General features: G+C 69.0%; 13 protein-coding genes. 4 read left to right on the top strand and 9 right to left on the bottom strand.

The window, feature by feature from the left end; all coding sequences use genetic code 11:
* Positions 1–149: 149 nt before the first annotated feature.
* A complete protein-coding gene (locus tag ACGFW5_RS22360; RefSeq protein WP_393836026.1) occupies positions 150–1,313 on the bottom strand; it encodes an HpcH/HpaI aldolase/citrate lyase family protein in 1,164 nt (387 codons plus the stop codon).
* A 198-nt stretch (positions 1,314–1,511) separates the two neighbouring features.
* Between ACGFW5_RS22360 and ACGFW5_RS22355 the strand changes: the two genes are divergently transcribed.
* Positions 1,512–2,330, top strand: a complete 819-nt coding sequence (locus tag ACGFW5_RS22355) for a TerD family protein (RefSeq protein ID WP_393836025.1) — start codon at positions 1,512–1,514, stop codon at positions 2,328–2,330.
* Positions 2,331–2,351: 21 nt separating this feature from the next.
* On the opposite strand, the gene ACGFW5_RS22350 is transcribed toward ACGFW5_RS22355, so the two are convergent.
* The 6 genes from ACGFW5_RS22350 to ACGFW5_RS22325 all read right to left on the bottom strand — a co-directional run bounded on the left by ACGFW5_RS22350 (position 2,352) and on the right by ACGFW5_RS22325 (position 6,952).
* Positions 2,352–3,089 (bottom strand): Tellurium resistance, encoded by a 738-nt coding sequence (locus ACGFW5_RS22350; RefSeq protein WP_393836024.1) that lies wholly within the window; start codon positions 3,087–3,089, stop codon positions 2,352–2,354.
* A 162-nt stretch (positions 3,090–3,251) separates the two neighbouring features.
* Positions 3,252–4,394 (bottom strand): DUF475 domain-containing protein, encoded by a 1,143-nt coding sequence (locus ACGFW5_RS22345; RefSeq protein ID WP_393836023.1) that lies wholly within the window; start codon positions 4,392–4,394, stop codon positions 3,252–3,254.
* Positions 4,395–4,553: 159 nt separating this feature from the next.
* Positions 4,554–5,129, bottom strand: coding sequence for a TerD family protein (locus ACGFW5_RS22340; RefSeq protein WP_350230091.1), 576 nt, complete (start codon positions 5,127–5,129; stop codon positions 4,554–4,556).
* Between the two features lie 91 nt (positions 5,130–5,220).
* Positions 5,221–5,796: a TerD family protein gene (locus ACGFW5_RS22335; RefSeq protein ID WP_267053427.1), complete on the bottom strand. Its 576-nt coding sequence runs from the start codon at positions 5,794–5,796 to the stop codon at positions 5,221–5,223.
* Positions 5,797–5,955: 159 nt separating this feature from the next.
* Positions 5,956–6,414: a peroxiredoxin gene (locus tag ACGFW5_RS22330; protein WP_393836022.1), complete on the bottom strand. Its 459-nt coding sequence runs from the start codon at positions 6,412–6,414 to the stop codon at positions 5,956–5,958.
* Between the two features lie 115 nt (positions 6,415–6,529).
* On the bottom strand, positions 6,530–6,952 hold the full coding sequence (locus ACGFW5_RS22325; protein WP_267053425.1) for a DUF3052 domain-containing protein: 423 nt from the start codon (positions 6,950–6,952) through the stop codon (positions 6,530–6,532).
* A 465-nt stretch (positions 6,953–7,417) separates the two neighbouring features.
* Here ACGFW5_RS22325 and aceE point away from each other — a divergent pair, with 465 nt between their 5' ends.
* Entirely contained in the window at positions 7,418–10,147 is a 2,730-nt protein-coding gene (aceE, locus tag ACGFW5_RS22320) for a pyruvate dehydrogenase (acetyl-transferring), homodimeric type (protein WP_393836021.1), read from the top strand.
* A gap of 877 nt (positions 10,148–11,024) precedes the next feature.
* Here the strand turns inward: aceE and ACGFW5_RS22315 are convergent.
* Positions 11,025–11,393 (bottom strand): peptidase inhibitor family I36 protein, encoded by a 369-nt coding sequence (locus ACGFW5_RS22315; RefSeq protein ID WP_393836020.1) that lies wholly within the window; start codon positions 11,391–11,393, stop codon positions 11,025–11,027.
* Positions 11,394–11,555: 162 nt separating this feature from the next.
* Positions 11,556–13,151: an MFS transporter gene (locus tag ACGFW5_RS22310; RefSeq protein ID WP_393836019.1), complete on the bottom strand. Its 1,596-nt coding sequence runs from the start codon at positions 13,149–13,151 to the stop codon at positions 11,556–11,558.
* 117 nt (positions 13,152–13,268) lie between these two features.
* Here ACGFW5_RS22310 and ACGFW5_RS22305 point away from each other — a divergent pair, with 117 nt between their 5' ends.
* Positions 13,269–13,919: a TetR/AcrR family transcriptional regulator gene (locus tag ACGFW5_RS22305; RefSeq protein ID WP_393836018.1), complete on the top strand. Its 651-nt coding sequence runs from the start codon at positions 13,269–13,271 to the stop codon at positions 13,917–13,919.
* A gap of 134 nt (positions 13,920–14,053) precedes the next feature.
* Positions 14,054–15,265, top strand: coding sequence for an alpha/beta hydrolase (locus ACGFW5_RS22300; RefSeq protein ID WP_393836017.1), 1,212 nt, complete (start codon positions 14,054–14,056; stop codon positions 15,263–15,265).
* Positions 15,266–15,324 lie beyond the last annotated feature (59 nt).

Raw genomic sequence — 15,324 nt, 5'->3', positions numbered from 1 at the left:
TTGCTGTGTCCCTACTGTTCATGACTGTTGATGGCTGTTCATGACTGTTGATGTGAATGATTCAAGCGATTCGACTGATTCGAGTACTTCGAACGCTTCAAAGCTGATCGTTCGCGCCGCCGCCCGCGCCCCGCCGGGAGCCGCGCCTGTCAGTCGGCCAGGCCCGCCGCGAGCAGGTCCACGAAGCCGACGTCCTCGGCGGCGACGCCGAACACCTCGGCCCGCAGCAGGGTGCGCTCGGCCCAGGCGCGGTGCGGCTTCACCTCGTTCATCTTGTTCGTGTACGCCGAGCGCAGCACCCCGCCGCCGTCCCGCTCGGGGCGCAGGATGTCCTGGGCGTCGCTGAACTCCTCGTGGCTGACCACCGACAGGGCGTGGACGGGCATCACATGCGAGGGGTGGATGCAGGTCTTGCCGAGCAGTCCGTTGGCGCGGTCGAGCTCGATCTCGCGGAGCAGCCCGTCCAGGTCGTGCTCGATCAGGGCGGTGCGCAGCGCCTCGGCGCGCCCCTCAAGGAAGGGGCTGCGGCGCAGCTGGGGCTTGAACATCCGCTCCTGGAGCCGGAAGTACTCCCAGACGGGGCCGGTGATGGTGAAGCCGCTGCCGTCGGCCCTGCCGAGCACGTTCACGACGTCCGCGATGACGTTGGCCACGATCTGCACGTCGTACGCCGTCATGTCCGGCGAGCGGCGCAGTCCGTAGGCGGAGCAGAAGTCGGTGACACCGAGACGCAGGGCGAGGATCCGCTCACGGTACTTCTCCACCGTGCGCGCGATTCCGGCCAGGGTTTCGGCGCGGGTCTCCAGATGGAGCAGCTGGGGCGATTCGAGGACGGGCATGGCGAAGAGCCGGCGGCCGCACGCGGACTCGGCGGCGGTCAGCGCCTCCAGGAACGGCAGGCCGCGCTCCTCGGTGAACTTCGGCAGGACGAAGCCGCAGAGCAGCCGCGCCGAGGCGCCGAGGCGCTGCACCAGGTCGGGTATCTGGAGCGGGTCGCGGACACGGACGAAGAGCAGCGGGACTCCCTCGGCGCGGGCGTCGAGGTCGGCGAACTGGCGGACCAGGTTGGTCTCGGCGGCCACCACGTCCGCGTCGTCGATCGAGTCCTCCAGGCAGAGCACCATGGACACGACTCCCCGGCGAGCCTGTTTCAGGACGTCGTCGGCGAGGGACGGCCGGGTCGCCGGGCTGTAGAGGGTGGCGCCCAGGGCGGCCGACAGCACGCGGGCGGAAGAGCCCGCGGTGAATGCGCAGGGCTCCTGATGGAAGAGGTCCTTCCGCACCGCCGGCGGGACGTGCCCGAAATGACGCATATACATCCCCCGTACTGCCAGGAAGGCCCGGAAATTGAGTGGCCGGTAATAGTACGTAGGAACACGTGTCAAGAGTTCCCCAAGTGCATGAAGTTCAGGTAACTCATCTGCATCGTCACGCCTCGTGGGGCGGCCGGGTACGCCGAGAGACGGAGCGGGGCGGCCCCGCGTTGTCCGCGGGGCCCGCGGGAAGGCAGGATGACGGGCATGACGCACGCGATGCTGAAGGGCTCGAACGTCCCGCTGGAGGCCCCGGCCGTGCGGGCCGTGCTCCGCTGGTCGCCCGGCGCCGATGTCCCGGACGTGGACGCGTCGGCGCTGCTGCTCGGCGCCGACGGCCGGGTGCGTTCGGACGAGGACTTCGTCTTCTACAACCAGCCGCGCCATCCCTCGGGGCTGGTGCGCAGGCTCCCCAAGAAGCGCGTCGTGGAAGGGCTCACCGACACCGTCGAGGCCGATCTCGCCGCGCTCGACCGCTCCGTGGACCGGGTGCTGATCACCGCGTCGTCGGACGGCGCGACGTTCCGTGCCGTGCGGGATCTGCGGATCCTGCTCTTCGACGCCGCGGTGTCGGGGGGCGAGCCGGTCGCGCTGTTCGACGTGAAGCCCGAGACCGGCGAGGAGACCGCGATCATCTGCGGCGAGCTGTACCGCCGCGGCGACGCGTGGAAGTTCCGCGCGGTGGGCCAGGGATACCCCACGGGCCTGGTGGGTCTCGCCACCGAGTACGGCATCTCGGTGGACGACGGCGAGGGCGCCGACAGCGCGCCCAGTACGCCCAGTGCGCCGTCCGTGCCCCAGCCGCTCCCGCGGCACGCGGCGCAGCCCACCTCGCCGCAGCCCGCCTACGGCTACCCGCACCCCGCTCCCCCGGCGCAGCCGCCGGCCGCGCAGCCCTCGTACGGCTATCCGCAGCCCACCTCGCCGCAGCCCGCGTACGGCTACCCCCAGAGCGCTCCGGCGCCCGACCCCACGTTCGTCCTGCCGCCCATGGGGCCGCAGTTCATCCGTCAGTAGGGCGCCGGGGGCGGCCGCGGCTCAGGCCTTGGTCTTGTAGCCGCGGCCCCACTGGAGCCCCCAGCCGTACAGGCGGTCCAGCTCGGCCTGGAATCCGTACACGAACTTCACCTCGCGCCGCACGATCATGTCGCCCTTGACGTTCTCGATGCAGACCACGGCGCAGGAGCGGGCCTCCGGGGCGCGCTCGTCGAGCTCGATCTCGATGCGCGGGCCGTTGCTCGGATAGAGCGTCACCTTGGCGTGGGTGCGGTCGAAGGCCGGGGTCTGGTCGTAGATGTAGACGAAGACCAGCAGCCGTTTGATCTCGTCCCGGTGGTCCAGGTTGACGAAGACCGTCTCGCCGGACGCCGAACCGAAGCGGTCGTCGCCGCTGCACTCCACGTAGGGCGGCTTGTTGGTGGCGCCGAAGAAGTTGCCGAGCGGCTGGACGACGCCCTTGGTGCCGTCCTGGAGTTCGTAGAGGCAGCCGAGGTCCAGGTCGACATTGACCATGGAATGGGTGTGCCCCTGCACCATCTCCGGCTTGAAGAACTGGAGCGGGTGGCGCAGCAGCCGCCCGCTCTGGGCGGGTTTGCCCCCGAAGTCCGAGGTCCGCATCCGCCAGGACAGGTTGATCCGCAGGCTGCCGGTGTTGGCACCCTGCTTGCCCAGCGAGACCGTGTTGTGCCGTCGGGTCAGCTCGATCGTGTTCGTCGCCGCGCTGCCCGAGTCGAACTGTGAGGCCCTGCCCCGCACCAGGCCGTCCCAGAACGCCATCTCCCCCACCCCATAGGTCCGTGAACTGTCCCCGCACACCGGGCCGTCAAAGCCCTGCGGGGCGGCCGGCGAGGCCGGAGCCTCGTGACCGCCCCGCAGAGAGCGTTCCGCAATCGGAGCCGGATCACACGCCCCAGGGCGTGCGCTCCGGAAGCACCGGGGTCACACCCCGGAGCCGACTTCCGCCCTCTCGCCCGCGTCCTCGCCGCCGGCCGCCTCGATGCGGCGGTTGCGGCGCACGGAGGAGAAGAAGGACCAGGCGATGAGGACCACGCCGACCAGGCCCGTGATCACGTCGTTGATCTCGTACTGGATGGTGACGAGCAGAATCACGGCCAGCGCACCGATCGCGTAGTGCGCTCCGTGCTCCAGGTAGACGTAGTCGTCCAGGGTGCCCTGGCGGACCAGGTAGACGGTGAGCGACCGTACGTACATCGCGCCGATGCCCAGGCCGAGCGCCATCAGGACGATGTCGTTGGTGATGGCGAAGGCGCCGATCACGCCGTCGAAGGAGAACGACGCGTCCAGGACCTCCAGGTAGAGGAACATGAAGAACGCGGCCTTGCCGGCCATGGCCACGGCGGACACCTTGCTGCCGGTGCGCTTGGCTTCCTCCTCCTGCTCGTGCTCGCGCTCCTCGTCCTCTTCGAGACGGTTCTCGAAGTAGCCGGAGAGGCCGCCGACGACGAGGTAGGTGATGAGGCCTGCGATGCCGGAGATCAGGACCGTCTGCGCCTTGTCGACGTGCCCGCCGCCGTGCTGGTGGGCGTGGGTGGCGACCGTCATGGACGCGACGAGCAGCGCGATCAGCGCGATGCAGACCGAGAGCATGTCGATCTTGCCGAGCTTGGCCAGCGGGCGCTCCAGCCACGCGAGCCACTTGATGTCACGGTCCTCGAAAATGAAGTCGAGGAAGATCATCAGCAGGAACATGCCGCCGAAGGCCGCGATCGACGGGTGGGCGTCGGTCACCAGCTGCTGGTAGCGGTTCGCGTCGTTGAGGGCGAGGTCGACCGCGTCGATGGGGCCGATCTTGGCGCTGATGGCCACGATGACGACGGGGAAGAGCAGGCGCATGCCGAACACGGCGATCAGGACGCCGACCGTGAGGAAGATCTTCTGCCAGAAGGCGCTCATCTTCTTCAGGATTCCGGCGTTGACCACCGCGTTGTCGAAGGACAGCGAGATTTCGAGGACCGCCAGAATGGCGACGACACCGAGGGCTGTCCAGCCGTCGTAGAGCACGGCCAGGACCAGGCCGATCGCGGTGATCACGAATGACCAGCCGAAGGTTTTCAGAAGCACTGACTTCCCCATCGTGTAGAGCGGGCCGGCCCTGGGTGGAGCGGGTGTCCTCCCGCACCGCGCACGGCTTTGCGCTGCTGTCTCCCGGGGACCACCCCCGGACCCCCGGCAGGGACCGCCCCTGACGGCACTCGACTTGAACGCAACCGGGCGATCTCTTTAGGAGACGTTGACCCCGAAGTCTAGAGCGATGCCCCGAAGACCCGACGCATACCCCTGGCCAACTGCACGGAACTTCCACTCGCCGCCGTAGCGGTACAGCTCACCGAAGATCATCGCGGTCTCCGTCGAGGCGTCCTCGCTCAGGTCGTAGCGGGCCAGCTCCTGGCCGTCGGCCTGGTTGACCACGCGGATGAACGCGTTGGCGACCTGTCCGAAGGTCTGGCCGCGGTTGTCCGCGTCGTGGATCGAGACCGGGAAGACGATCTTGTCGCAGCCGGCCGGCACCTTGGTCAGGTCGACGATCAGCGACTCGTCGTCGCCCTCGCCCTCACCGGTCAGGTTGTCACCGGTGTGCTCGACCGAGCCCTCGGGGCTCGTGAGGTTGTTGTAGAAGACGAAGTACTCGTCGCCGAGCACCCGCCCATTCGCGCACAGCAGCGCGCTGGCGTCGAGGTCGAAGTCGGCCCCGGTGGTGGAGCGCGCGTCCCATCCGAGACCGACGAGCACCTGGGTGAGGTTCGGTGCGGCCTTGGAGAGGGAGACATTGCCCCCCTTGGCGAGCGTGACGCCCATGATCGTGTCCTCCCCGAGAAGTGGAACAGGTGGTGAGCGCGTCCGGCGCCGCACCGGGAGGGTGCGGCGCCGGACGGGAAGAGCTGCGGGCTCAGACGTTGACGCCGAAGTCCTGCGCGATGCCGCGCAGGCCCGATGCGTAACCCTGGCCGATGGCGCGGAACTTCCACTCCGCGCCGTTGCGGTACAGCTCGCCGAAGACCATCGCGGTCTCCGTCGAGGCGTCCTCGCTCAGGTCGTAGCGGGCCAGCTCGGAGTTGTCCGCCTGGTTCACGACGCGGATGTACGCGTTGCGCACCTGGCCGAAGGACTGCTGGCGGGACTCGGCCTCGTAGATCGAGACCGGGAAGACGATCTTGGCTACGTCGGCCGGCACGCCGGCCAGGTTCACCTTGATGACCTCGTCGTCGCCCTCGCCCTCACCGGTGAGGTTGTCACCGGTGTGCTCGACGGAGCCGTCGGGGCTCTTGAGGTTGTTGAAGAACACGAAGTTCGAGTCGTTGGTGACCTTGCCCTGGTCGTTGGTCAGCAGGGCGCTGGCGTCCAGGTCGAAGTCACCCCCGGTGGTGGTGCGTGCGTCCCATCCCAGACCGACGATGACCGCGGTCAGGTTGGGGGCGGCCTTGGTCAGCGAGACGTTGCCGCCCTTGCTGAGGCTGACTCCCACGAGTCCTCCCAATGGTGTGAGGGGCCGGCTTGGTCAGCGTCCCCGTCGTGCGTTGGCATCGGATCAACGAATGGATCCTAGTGACCGGTTCCCGGGTCAAACAGACGATTCGGCCGAACGACCCATCAGGGGTGTCGCCAGGCCAGGCGGGTGCCGCGCTCAGATGGTGTCGAGCGCCTTGAGGTAGTCGTTCAGGTCACGGGCGTCCGGGAGGGCGTTCACTACGGTCCAGCGGACCACACCCTCCTTGTCGATGACGAACGTGCCGCGCACCGCGCACCCCTTGTCCTCGTCGAAGACGCCGTACGCGCGGCTCACCTCGCCGTGCGGCCAGAAGTCGGAGACCAGCGGGTACTCCAGGCCCTCCTGCTCGGCGAAGACGCGCAGGGTGTGGATGGAGTCGTTGGAGACGGCGAGCAGCTGGGTGTCGTCGTTGACGAACTTCGGCAGGTTGTCCCGCAGTTCGCACAGCTCGCCCGTGCAGACGCCGGTGAAGGCGAACGGGTAGAAGAGCAGCACCACGTTCTTCTCGCCGCGGAAGTCACTGAGCTTCACGGTCCTGCCGTGGTTGTCCTTGAGCTCGAACTCCGGGGCCTGGGTGCCGACCTCGATAGCCATGGAAACGCCTTCCCTTCAATGGGCCGTACCGGTGAAGGCCCACCCTACGCACCGCCCACGCACCGGGCCCCCTCAGGCTGCTGCCTGAGGGGGCCCGGTGGGGCGTGAGGAGGGATCAGCGCTTGGGGGACTTCAGGCGCGTGCCCGACCAGTCCTTCCCGACGCTGACGCTCTTGGCCGCCGACAGGCCGGCCGTCTGCGCGGCGTCATTGACGTCGCTGGGCTCGACGTATCCATCCCGGCCGGTCTTCGGAGTCAGCAGCAGCACCGCGCCACCGTCCTCAAGGAGACCGATGGCGTCCACCAGGGCGTCCGTAAGGTCGCCGTCCTCGTCGCGGAACCAGAGCACCACGACGTCGGCTGTGTCGTCATACTCCTCGTCGACGAGGTCCTGGCCAATAATGGACTCGATGCCCTCGCGGAGATCCTGGTCGACGTCTTCGTCGTAACCGATCTCCTGGACCACCTGTCCGGGCTCGAACCCCAGCCTCATGGCCGGGTTGGTCCGCTCCTCCGCGTGGTCCGCGGTCGCGCTCACGGCTTGCCTCCTGATCTTGATTCGGTAAGTTCTGCAGCCGCGCGCATACGCGTGGCATGGGGCGTAGTCCACACGGGCGGGACGAATCTCGCAAGTACCCGGCACCCGAACCCGCCCTTTGGGGCCCAGTGTGGCCGTGTTCAGGGGAATCCGCATCCCCGTCGGTGATTCATCCCACACCATTGGTGACTGTTTGTTCCGTTCTGTTCCTCCGGGTACTCCAATCGGGTCCGAACACCCTTCGGGAACGGATGGCCGGGTTGAGCGTAAGGTTGCGATTTGGCCCGACCCGTCCAGACCCTGAGCCTACTTCCTGCTCCGGTGACGGTTACCCCTCGGTAGAGGCGCCCGGGGAAGACCACTCGGTTACCTCTCGGTAGAGATGACGTTTGCGCCCCAGCGGTACACGATGGGATGCGGCGCAGCATTGGCGTTCTCCGCATCCCCCGACAGTGAAGGAACAGCGTGGCTTCCGGATCCGATCGCAACCCGATCATCATTGGCGGCCTGCCGAGCCAGGTCCCGGACTTCGATCCCGAAGAGACCCAGGAGTGGCTCGACTCCCTGGACGCCGCCGTCGACGAACGCGGCCGCGAGCGGGCCCGCTATCTGATGCTCCGCCTGATCGAGCGGGCCCGCGAGAAGCGCGTGGCCGTGCCCGAGATGCGCAGCTCGGACTATGTCAACACGATCGCCACCAAGGACGAGCCGTTCTTCCCCGGCAACGAGGAGATCGAGCGCAAGGTCCTCAACGCGACGCGCTGGAACGCGGCCGTCATGGTGTCGAGGGCCCAGCGCCCCGGCATCGGCGTCGGCGGCCACATCGCCACCTTCGCCTCCTCCGCCTCGCTGTACGACGTCGGCTTCAACCACTTCTTCCGCGGCAAGGAGGAGGACGGCGGCGACCAGATCTTCTTCCAGGGCCACGCGTCCCCCGGCATCTACGCCCGCGCCTACCTCCTGGACCGGCTCAGCGAGCAGCAGCTCGACGCGTTCCGCCAGGAGAAGTCGAAGGCCCCCTACGGGCTCTCCTCCTACCCGCACCCGCGGCTCATGCCGGACTTCTGGGAGTTCCCGACCGTCTCGATGGGCCTTGGCCCGCTCGGTGCGATCTACCAGGCGCGGATGAACCGTTACATGGAGGCGCGCGGCATCGCCGACACCTCCAACTCGCACGTGTGGGCCTTCCTCGGCGACGGCGAGATGGACGAGCCGGAGTCGCTGGGCCAGCTGTCCATCGCCGCGCGCGAGAACCTGGACAACCTGACCTTCGTCGTCAACTGCAACCTCCAGCGCCTCGACGGCCCGGTGCGCGGCAACGGCAAGATCATCCAAGAGCTGGAGTCGCAGTTCCGCGGCGCCGGATGGAACGTCATCAAGCTGATCTGGGACCGCAGTTGGGACCCGCTGCTCGCGCAGGACCGCGACGGCATCCTGGTCAACCGGATGAACACCACGCCGGACGGCCAGTTCCAGACGTACGCCACCGAGACCGGCGCGTACATCCGCGACCACTTCTTCGGCGACGACCAGCGGCTGCGCGCCATGGTCGAGGGCATGACCGACCAGCAGATCCTGCACCTGGGGCGCGGCGGCCACGACCACAAGAAGATCTTCGCGGCGTTCTCGGCGGCCAAGGCACACAAGGGCCAGCCGACCGTCATCCTGGCGCACACCGTCAAGGGCTGGACGCTCGGCCCGAACTTCGAGGGCCGCAACGCGACCCACCAGATGAAGAAGCTGACGGTCGACGACCTCAAGGGCTTCCGCGACCGGCTGCACATCCCGATCACGGACCAGGAGCTGGAGTCCGGCGCGCCGCCGTACTACCACCCCGGGCGCAAGTCCGAGGAGATCCAGTACATGCACGACCGCCGGCTCGGGCTCGGCGGCTATGTGCCGACCCGTGTGGTGCGCTCCAAGCCGCTGCCGCTGCCCGAGGACAAGACGTACGCGGTGGCCAAGAAGGGCTCGGGCCAGCAGTCGATCGCCACGACGATGGCGTTCGTCCGCATCCTGAAGGACCTGATGCGGGACAAGGAGATCGGCAAGCGGTTCGTGCTGATCGCGCCCGACGAGTACCGCACCTTCGGCATGGACGCGTTCTTCCCGAGCGCCAAGATCTACAACCCGCTGGGCCAGCAGTACGAGGCGGTCGACCGCGAACTGCTGCTCGCCTACAAGGAGTCGCCGACCGGGCAGATGCTGCACGACGGCATCTCCGAGGCCGGCTGCACCGCGTCGCTGATCGCCGCGGGTTCGGCGTACGCCACGCACGGCGAGCCGCTGATCCCGGTGTACGTCTTCTACTCGATGTTCGGTTTCCAGCGCACCGGCGACCAGTTCTGGCAGATGGCCGACCAGCTGGCGCGCGGTTTCGTGCTCGGCGCGACCGCCGGGCGTACGACGCTGACCGGCGAGGGTCTGCAACACGCGGACGGGCACTCGCAGTTGCTCGCCTCGACCAACCCGGCCTGTGTCGCCTACGACCCGGCGTACGGCTACGAGATCGCGCACATCGTCCAGGACGGTCTGCGCCGGATGTACGGGCCCGAGAGTGAGGACGTCTTCTACTACCTCACCGTCTACAACGAGCCGATCCAGCACCCGGCCGAGCCGGCGGACGTCGACGTGGACGGCATCCTCAAGGGCATCCACCGCCTTGCCGCGGGCACCGCGGGCTCCATCCCGGCGCAGATCATGGCGTCCGGCGTGGCCGTGCCGTGGGCCGTCGAGGCGCAGCGGATCCTCGCCGAGGAGTGGGACGTACGGGCCGACGTCTGGTCGGCGACCTCCTGGAACGAGCTGCGCCGCGAGGCCGTCTCGGTGGAGGAGCACAACCTGCTGCATCCCGAGGAGGAGCAGCGCGTCCCGTATGTGACGCGCAAGCTCCAGGACGCGCAGGGTCCGTTCGTGGCCGTCTCCGACTGGATGCGGGCCGTTCCCGACCAGATCGCGCGCTGGGTTCCCGGCACGTACCAGTCGCTCGGCGCGGACGGGTTCGGCTTCGCGGACACGCGGGGTGCGGCGCGGCGCTTCTTCCACATCGACGCGCAGTCGATCGTGCTGGCTGTCCTCACGGAGCTGGCTCGGGAGGGGAAGGTCGACCGGTCGGCGTTGAAACAGGCGGTCGACCGGTACGCGCTGCTCGACGTCGCCTCGGCCGACCCGGGTGCGGCGGGCGGCGACGCGTAGCAGCGGCTTCGCGCTGCTGGGCTGTGGAGTGCGGGGTGCGGTGGCTGGGCTTTGAAGTGCGGGGTGCGGTGGGTGCTGCGGGGTTTTTCCCCGGGCCCCATCGCTTCCGCCGGTCCGTCTCTTGGGCGCGGGTCGGGTGTGGCTGGTCGCGCAGTTCCTCGCGCCCCTGGCTGCACCCGGCCCATCCCTGCGGACCGTGCTCGCGACTCGCGCAGTTCCTCGCGCCCCTGGCTGCACCCGGCCCATCCCTGCGGACCGTGCCCGCGACTCGCGCAGTTCCCCGCGCCCCTGGCCACACCCGGCCCATCCCTGCGGACCGTGCCGCGACTCGCGCAGTTCCCCGCGCCCCTGGCTACACCCGGCCTATCCCTGCGGACCGTGCTCGCGACTCGCGCAGTTCCTCGCGCCCCTGGCCACACCCGGCCCATCCCTGCGGACCGTGCTCGCGACTCGCGCAGTTCCTCGCGCCCCTGGCTACACCCGGCCTATCCCTGCGGACCGTGCTCGCAACTCGCGCAGTTCCTCGCGCCCCTGGCTACACCCGGCCCATCCCTGCGGACCGTGCTCGCGACTCGCGCAGTTCCTCGCGCCCCTGTAGGTGACCCGGGGTTTTAGTGGTGAAGGAGGGTGGCGGGGTCCTTGGGGGCCCCGCCGCCCTCCGGTCGTTCACGGCACGGTCAGAAGATGCCGTTGGCCGAGGATGCCGCCGCTATCAGCGCGATGATGGACAGCGTCGCGCGGTCCTGCCCGGTCCGGGGCCTCATGCGGTTCCGTGATCGGGGGGGGTCCTGCGCGTATGGGTGCTGTGTCCGAAGCCCGCCATCACCACTTCTTGAGGTTGGCCGGCTCGGCCTCCTCAAGAGTCGGGTACCACGTCTCAGCTCTCCCACACCTTGAACGCCCGCACCCGATAAGGAACTTGTGGGACCCAGGTCCCACCGCCCGGGTAGGTGTCGAACTCGGCGGTCTCCGCGCATTCCTCCGACTGGTACGTGGTGACGGGCCGGCCGGTGCGGTTGGCGAGGGACTGGACGTCGGTGCCCGGGGGCAGCGGGGTGCAGCTCTCGATGTCGATGCGTGTCAGGTCGTACACCTGGCGGGGGCCCTTGAAGGCGCCCTTGGCCCAGAGGCAGAGCTCACCCGGCGCGCAGTCGCCCATGCGCGGGGTCGCGGTGGCCGGGGCGGCGGCGGGCAGCAGGAAGGCGGTCGCGGCGAGCAGCGCCGCTGTGGTCGTGGTCGTACGCATAAGGCTCATCCCCCGTGCTGGAGCGATCAGTTGGAATCGGGAAACGGTCGGGGCGTGCGGGCGGTTCCGCGGCACGGGGGCTGGGACGCGTAACCATCCGAATAGGTGAAAGCCTCGCCGGAGCGCGTCCGGCGGGGCTTTCGGGTACGGGAGTCGACGGGATCAGATGTGACCCGCGCCCACGCCCGCCTCGGCGTTCACGCCGCGCTTGGTGAACAGGGCGACCGCCGCGGCGAGCACCGCCACGATCCCGGCGACGGTGAACGCGGTGCTCATGCCCGACACGAACGTGTCGTGCGCGACGGAGGCGACCTTGGCCGCGATCCCCGGCGGCGTGCCCGGCTGGACCGGGCCGAGGCCGACCTCGACCGCCTTGGACAGGGACGCGGACTGCGCGGGCGGCATGGGCGGCAGCTTCGCGGCGGCCCAGTTGTCCGGGAGCTTCGAGGTGACCTGCGAGGACATCACGGCGCCGAGCACCGCGGTGCCGAGCGAGCCGCCGACCTGCATGCCGGCCTGCTGGAGCCCGCCCGCGACACCGGACAGCTCAAGAGGCGCGTTGCCGACGATGACCTCGGTGGCGCCGACCATGACCGGGGCGAGACCCATGCCGAGGAGCGCGAACCAGATCGACATGGTCGCGGTGCCGGTGTCGATGGTCAGCCGGGACATGCCGAACATGGCGACGGCGGTGCAGACCATGCCGCCGACCAGCGGGATGCGCGGGCCGAGCTTGGTGATGAGCGCGCCGGCGACCGGCGAGGCGACGATCATCATGCCGGTGAGCGGCAGCAGGTGCAGTCCGCTGTCGACGGCCGACATGCCGTGCACGTTCTGGAGGTAGAAGGTGACGAAGAAGAGACCGCCCATGAAGGCGAACGCCATGAGGATCATCAGGACCGTGCCCGCCGAGAGCGGGACGGACCGGAACAGGCCGAGCGGGATGAGCGGTTCCCTGACCTTGGTCTCCCACAGGGCGAAGAGCACGAAGCAGATGACGGCGGCCGCGATGAACCCGAGGGTCTTGCCGCTGCCCCAGCCGTAGTCCGAGCCCTTGATGAGCGCCCAGATCATGCAGAACATCGCGACCGAAAGGAGCACGATGCCGGGGATGTCGAACGACCTCGGCGCGTTCTCCGCGCGGTGGTCGCGCAGGATCAGCAGGCCGAGGACCAGCGCGAGCGCGCCGACCGGCACGTTGATGAAGAAGACGGACTGCCAGCTGACGTGCTCGACGAGCATGCCGCCGAGGATCGGGCCGCCCGCGGTGGAGGCGCCGATGACCATGCCCCAGATGCCGATCGCCATGTTCAGCTTCTCGGCGGGGAAGGTGGCGCGCAGCAGGCCGAGCGCGGCCGGCATCAGGAGCGCGCCGAACAGTCCTTGCAGGACGCGGAAGGCGATGACGTACGTGACGCTGTGGGAGAGGCCGATGGCGCCGGAGGCCGCGGCGAAGCCGACGACTCCGATGAGGAATGTCTGCCGGTGACCGAACCGGTCACCGAGCTTGCCCGCGGTGATCAGCGAGACGGCCAGGGCCAGCATGTAGCCGTTGGTGATCCACTGGACGTCCTGGAGCGAGGCCTTCAGATCGCTCTGGATGGCCGGGTTCGCGATCGCCACGATGGTGCCGTCGAGCGCGACCATCATCACGCCGATGGCCACGGCGAACAGCGTCAGCCAGGGGTGGCCGCGCAGCCCCTTGGCCGGCGCCGGTATCTCGTCCCCTGGCGCCTTTTCGACGGTATGACTAGTCATGCCATGGAGGCTAATGTCAGCGACTGACAGTTGACAAACCATTTCACAAGTCGGCAGCTGTCACGTGGCTCACAGCTAGACTGATACCCGCCACATTGACTGGAAGAGGACCCTGAAGTGACGGTGGAGCAGCGGCCGGTGGCGCCTGTGGGCGGCCTGCGCGAGCTGAAGAAGCAGCGCACCCGCGACGCGCTGCTGCGGGTGGCCCTCGAACTGTTCACCACCCAGGGGTACGAGCGCACGACCATCGACGAGATCGCCGACGCCGTCGATGTCTCGCAGCGCACCTTCTTCCGCTACTTCGCCAACAAGGAGGCCGTCGTCTTCGGGGCCCAGGACACGGTGGAGTCGCATTTCGTCGACGCGCTGCGTGAACGGCCGCCCGGCGAGGGCCCGTTCACCGCCATGCGCCGGGCCGCGCTCTCGGCGTGGGACACCATCGAGGAGCGCCTGTCCCCCGTGGTCCCGGTCACCCTGTACATGCGGACGTACCAGGTGATCGAGTCGACCCCGGCGCTGCTCGCGGTCCACCTGCGCCGCTCGGCGGAGCTTGAGGAGCACGTCGCGCGGCTGATCGCCGAGCGCGAAGGCCTCGACATCGACGCCGACCCCAGGCCCCGGGTGGCCGTGGCCGCCTTCACCGGCGTGATGCGCGTGACCGGCGGGCTCTGGGGAAAGGGCACGGATCCCAGCGTGGCGGCGATCCGCGCGCTGACCTCCGACTACCTGGACCACTTGGGCCCCGCCCTCGCCGACGACTGGCGCTGAGCCCCGCCGGGGCGCCTTCGCGCCGTACGGAGCGTGCGCCCGCGCGCGCTCTTGGTGAGACCACTCCGGGTCTAAACGTGATCTGAGTCACTGTCAGCCCAGTGGACCTCCCGCGTCTCCTAATGTGGTCCGCAGTGACTTCCTTCGACTCCTCCCCCACCTTGAACGCCTGGCGCGCGCTGCTCGCGCTCGCCGTCGTGTTCGTCATGCTCGCGACCTCCGGCTGGACGGCGATCCGCGGCCACGCGGACGACTCCGCTCCCCGCACCAAAGCCCTGGCCGCCTGGGCGCGGGGCACGATGGACGGCCACAAGCTGCCCAAGGCGGACGGAACCGCTCAACAGCTGGCTCACTTCTTCGGCTCGCTCACCGGCACCGAGCGCGACGAGCTCGCCGATCGCTACCCGCTGGTCGTGGGCAATCTGAACGGTGCCCCCGTCTCCCTGCGCTACCGCGCGAACCGGGCCGCGCTCGTGGCCGCGCGCGCCGTGGAGCAGAAACGCACGGTCGACCCCCGGCTCTCCGCCGACGGCCGCCAGGACGCGAGCCGCCGGATGCACCGGTTCGACTCGCTGCTCGACGACGACCGCCAGATCCTCGCCTTCGACCCCTCCGACACCGGCCGGGTCGCGGAGGTCTTCGGCGATCTCGACCACGCCCAGCGGGTCTCGGTGATCGTCCCCGGGGTCGACACCAACGTCTTGACCTTCGAGAAGTCCACCCGCAAGAACACGGCCCCGGTCGGCATGGCCGAGTCCCTGTACGCGGCCGAGCACGCGGCGTCGCCGGACACCCGGACCGCCGTGATCGCCTGGGCCGACTACACGGCGCCGGCCGGTCTCGGCATCGACGCGGCCATCGGCAGGCTGGCCGAGGACGGTGCGGTGCGGCTTTCCGCCATGGTGAGCGCGCTGCCGGGGAGCTCGTCGGTGGAGTTGTTCTGCCACAGTTACGGCTCCGTGGTGTGCGGCGTCTCGACGCGTGAACTCCCCTCCCGCGTCAGCGACATCGCGGTGGCCGGCAGTCCCGGCATGCGGGTGCGCAACGCCGCTCAGCTGGGCACCAGGGCTCAGGTCTGGGCGATGCGGGACAAGGACGACTGGATCCAGGACGTGCCGTACCTGGACGTGGCGGGGCTCGGCCACGGCGCCGATCCGGTCTCCGCGGCCTTCGGCGCCCGCGTCCTCTCGGCCGCCGGCGCCATCGGACACACCGGCTATTTCGAGCCGGGCACCCAGAGCCTCGCCAACTTCGCCGCCATCGGAGTTGGCGCGTACCGGACGGTCGGCTGCACCGCCGCCGACGCCGACTGCGGCAGCGGAATTTCCGTCCGGTCGGCGGCTTGACGGGCAGTGTGACGGGCTGACACGCGTAGACACCGTGTGATCGCCCGTGGGGCGGCGCG

This window comes from Streptomyces sp. NPDC048416, from assembly GCF_043200435.1.
Lineage (GTDB): Bacteria > Actinomycetota > Actinomycetes > Streptomycetales > Streptomycetaceae > Streptomyces.
Note: the sequence above shows the minus strand (reverse complement) of the source record. Positions and strands in the feature narration are given on the sequence as shown.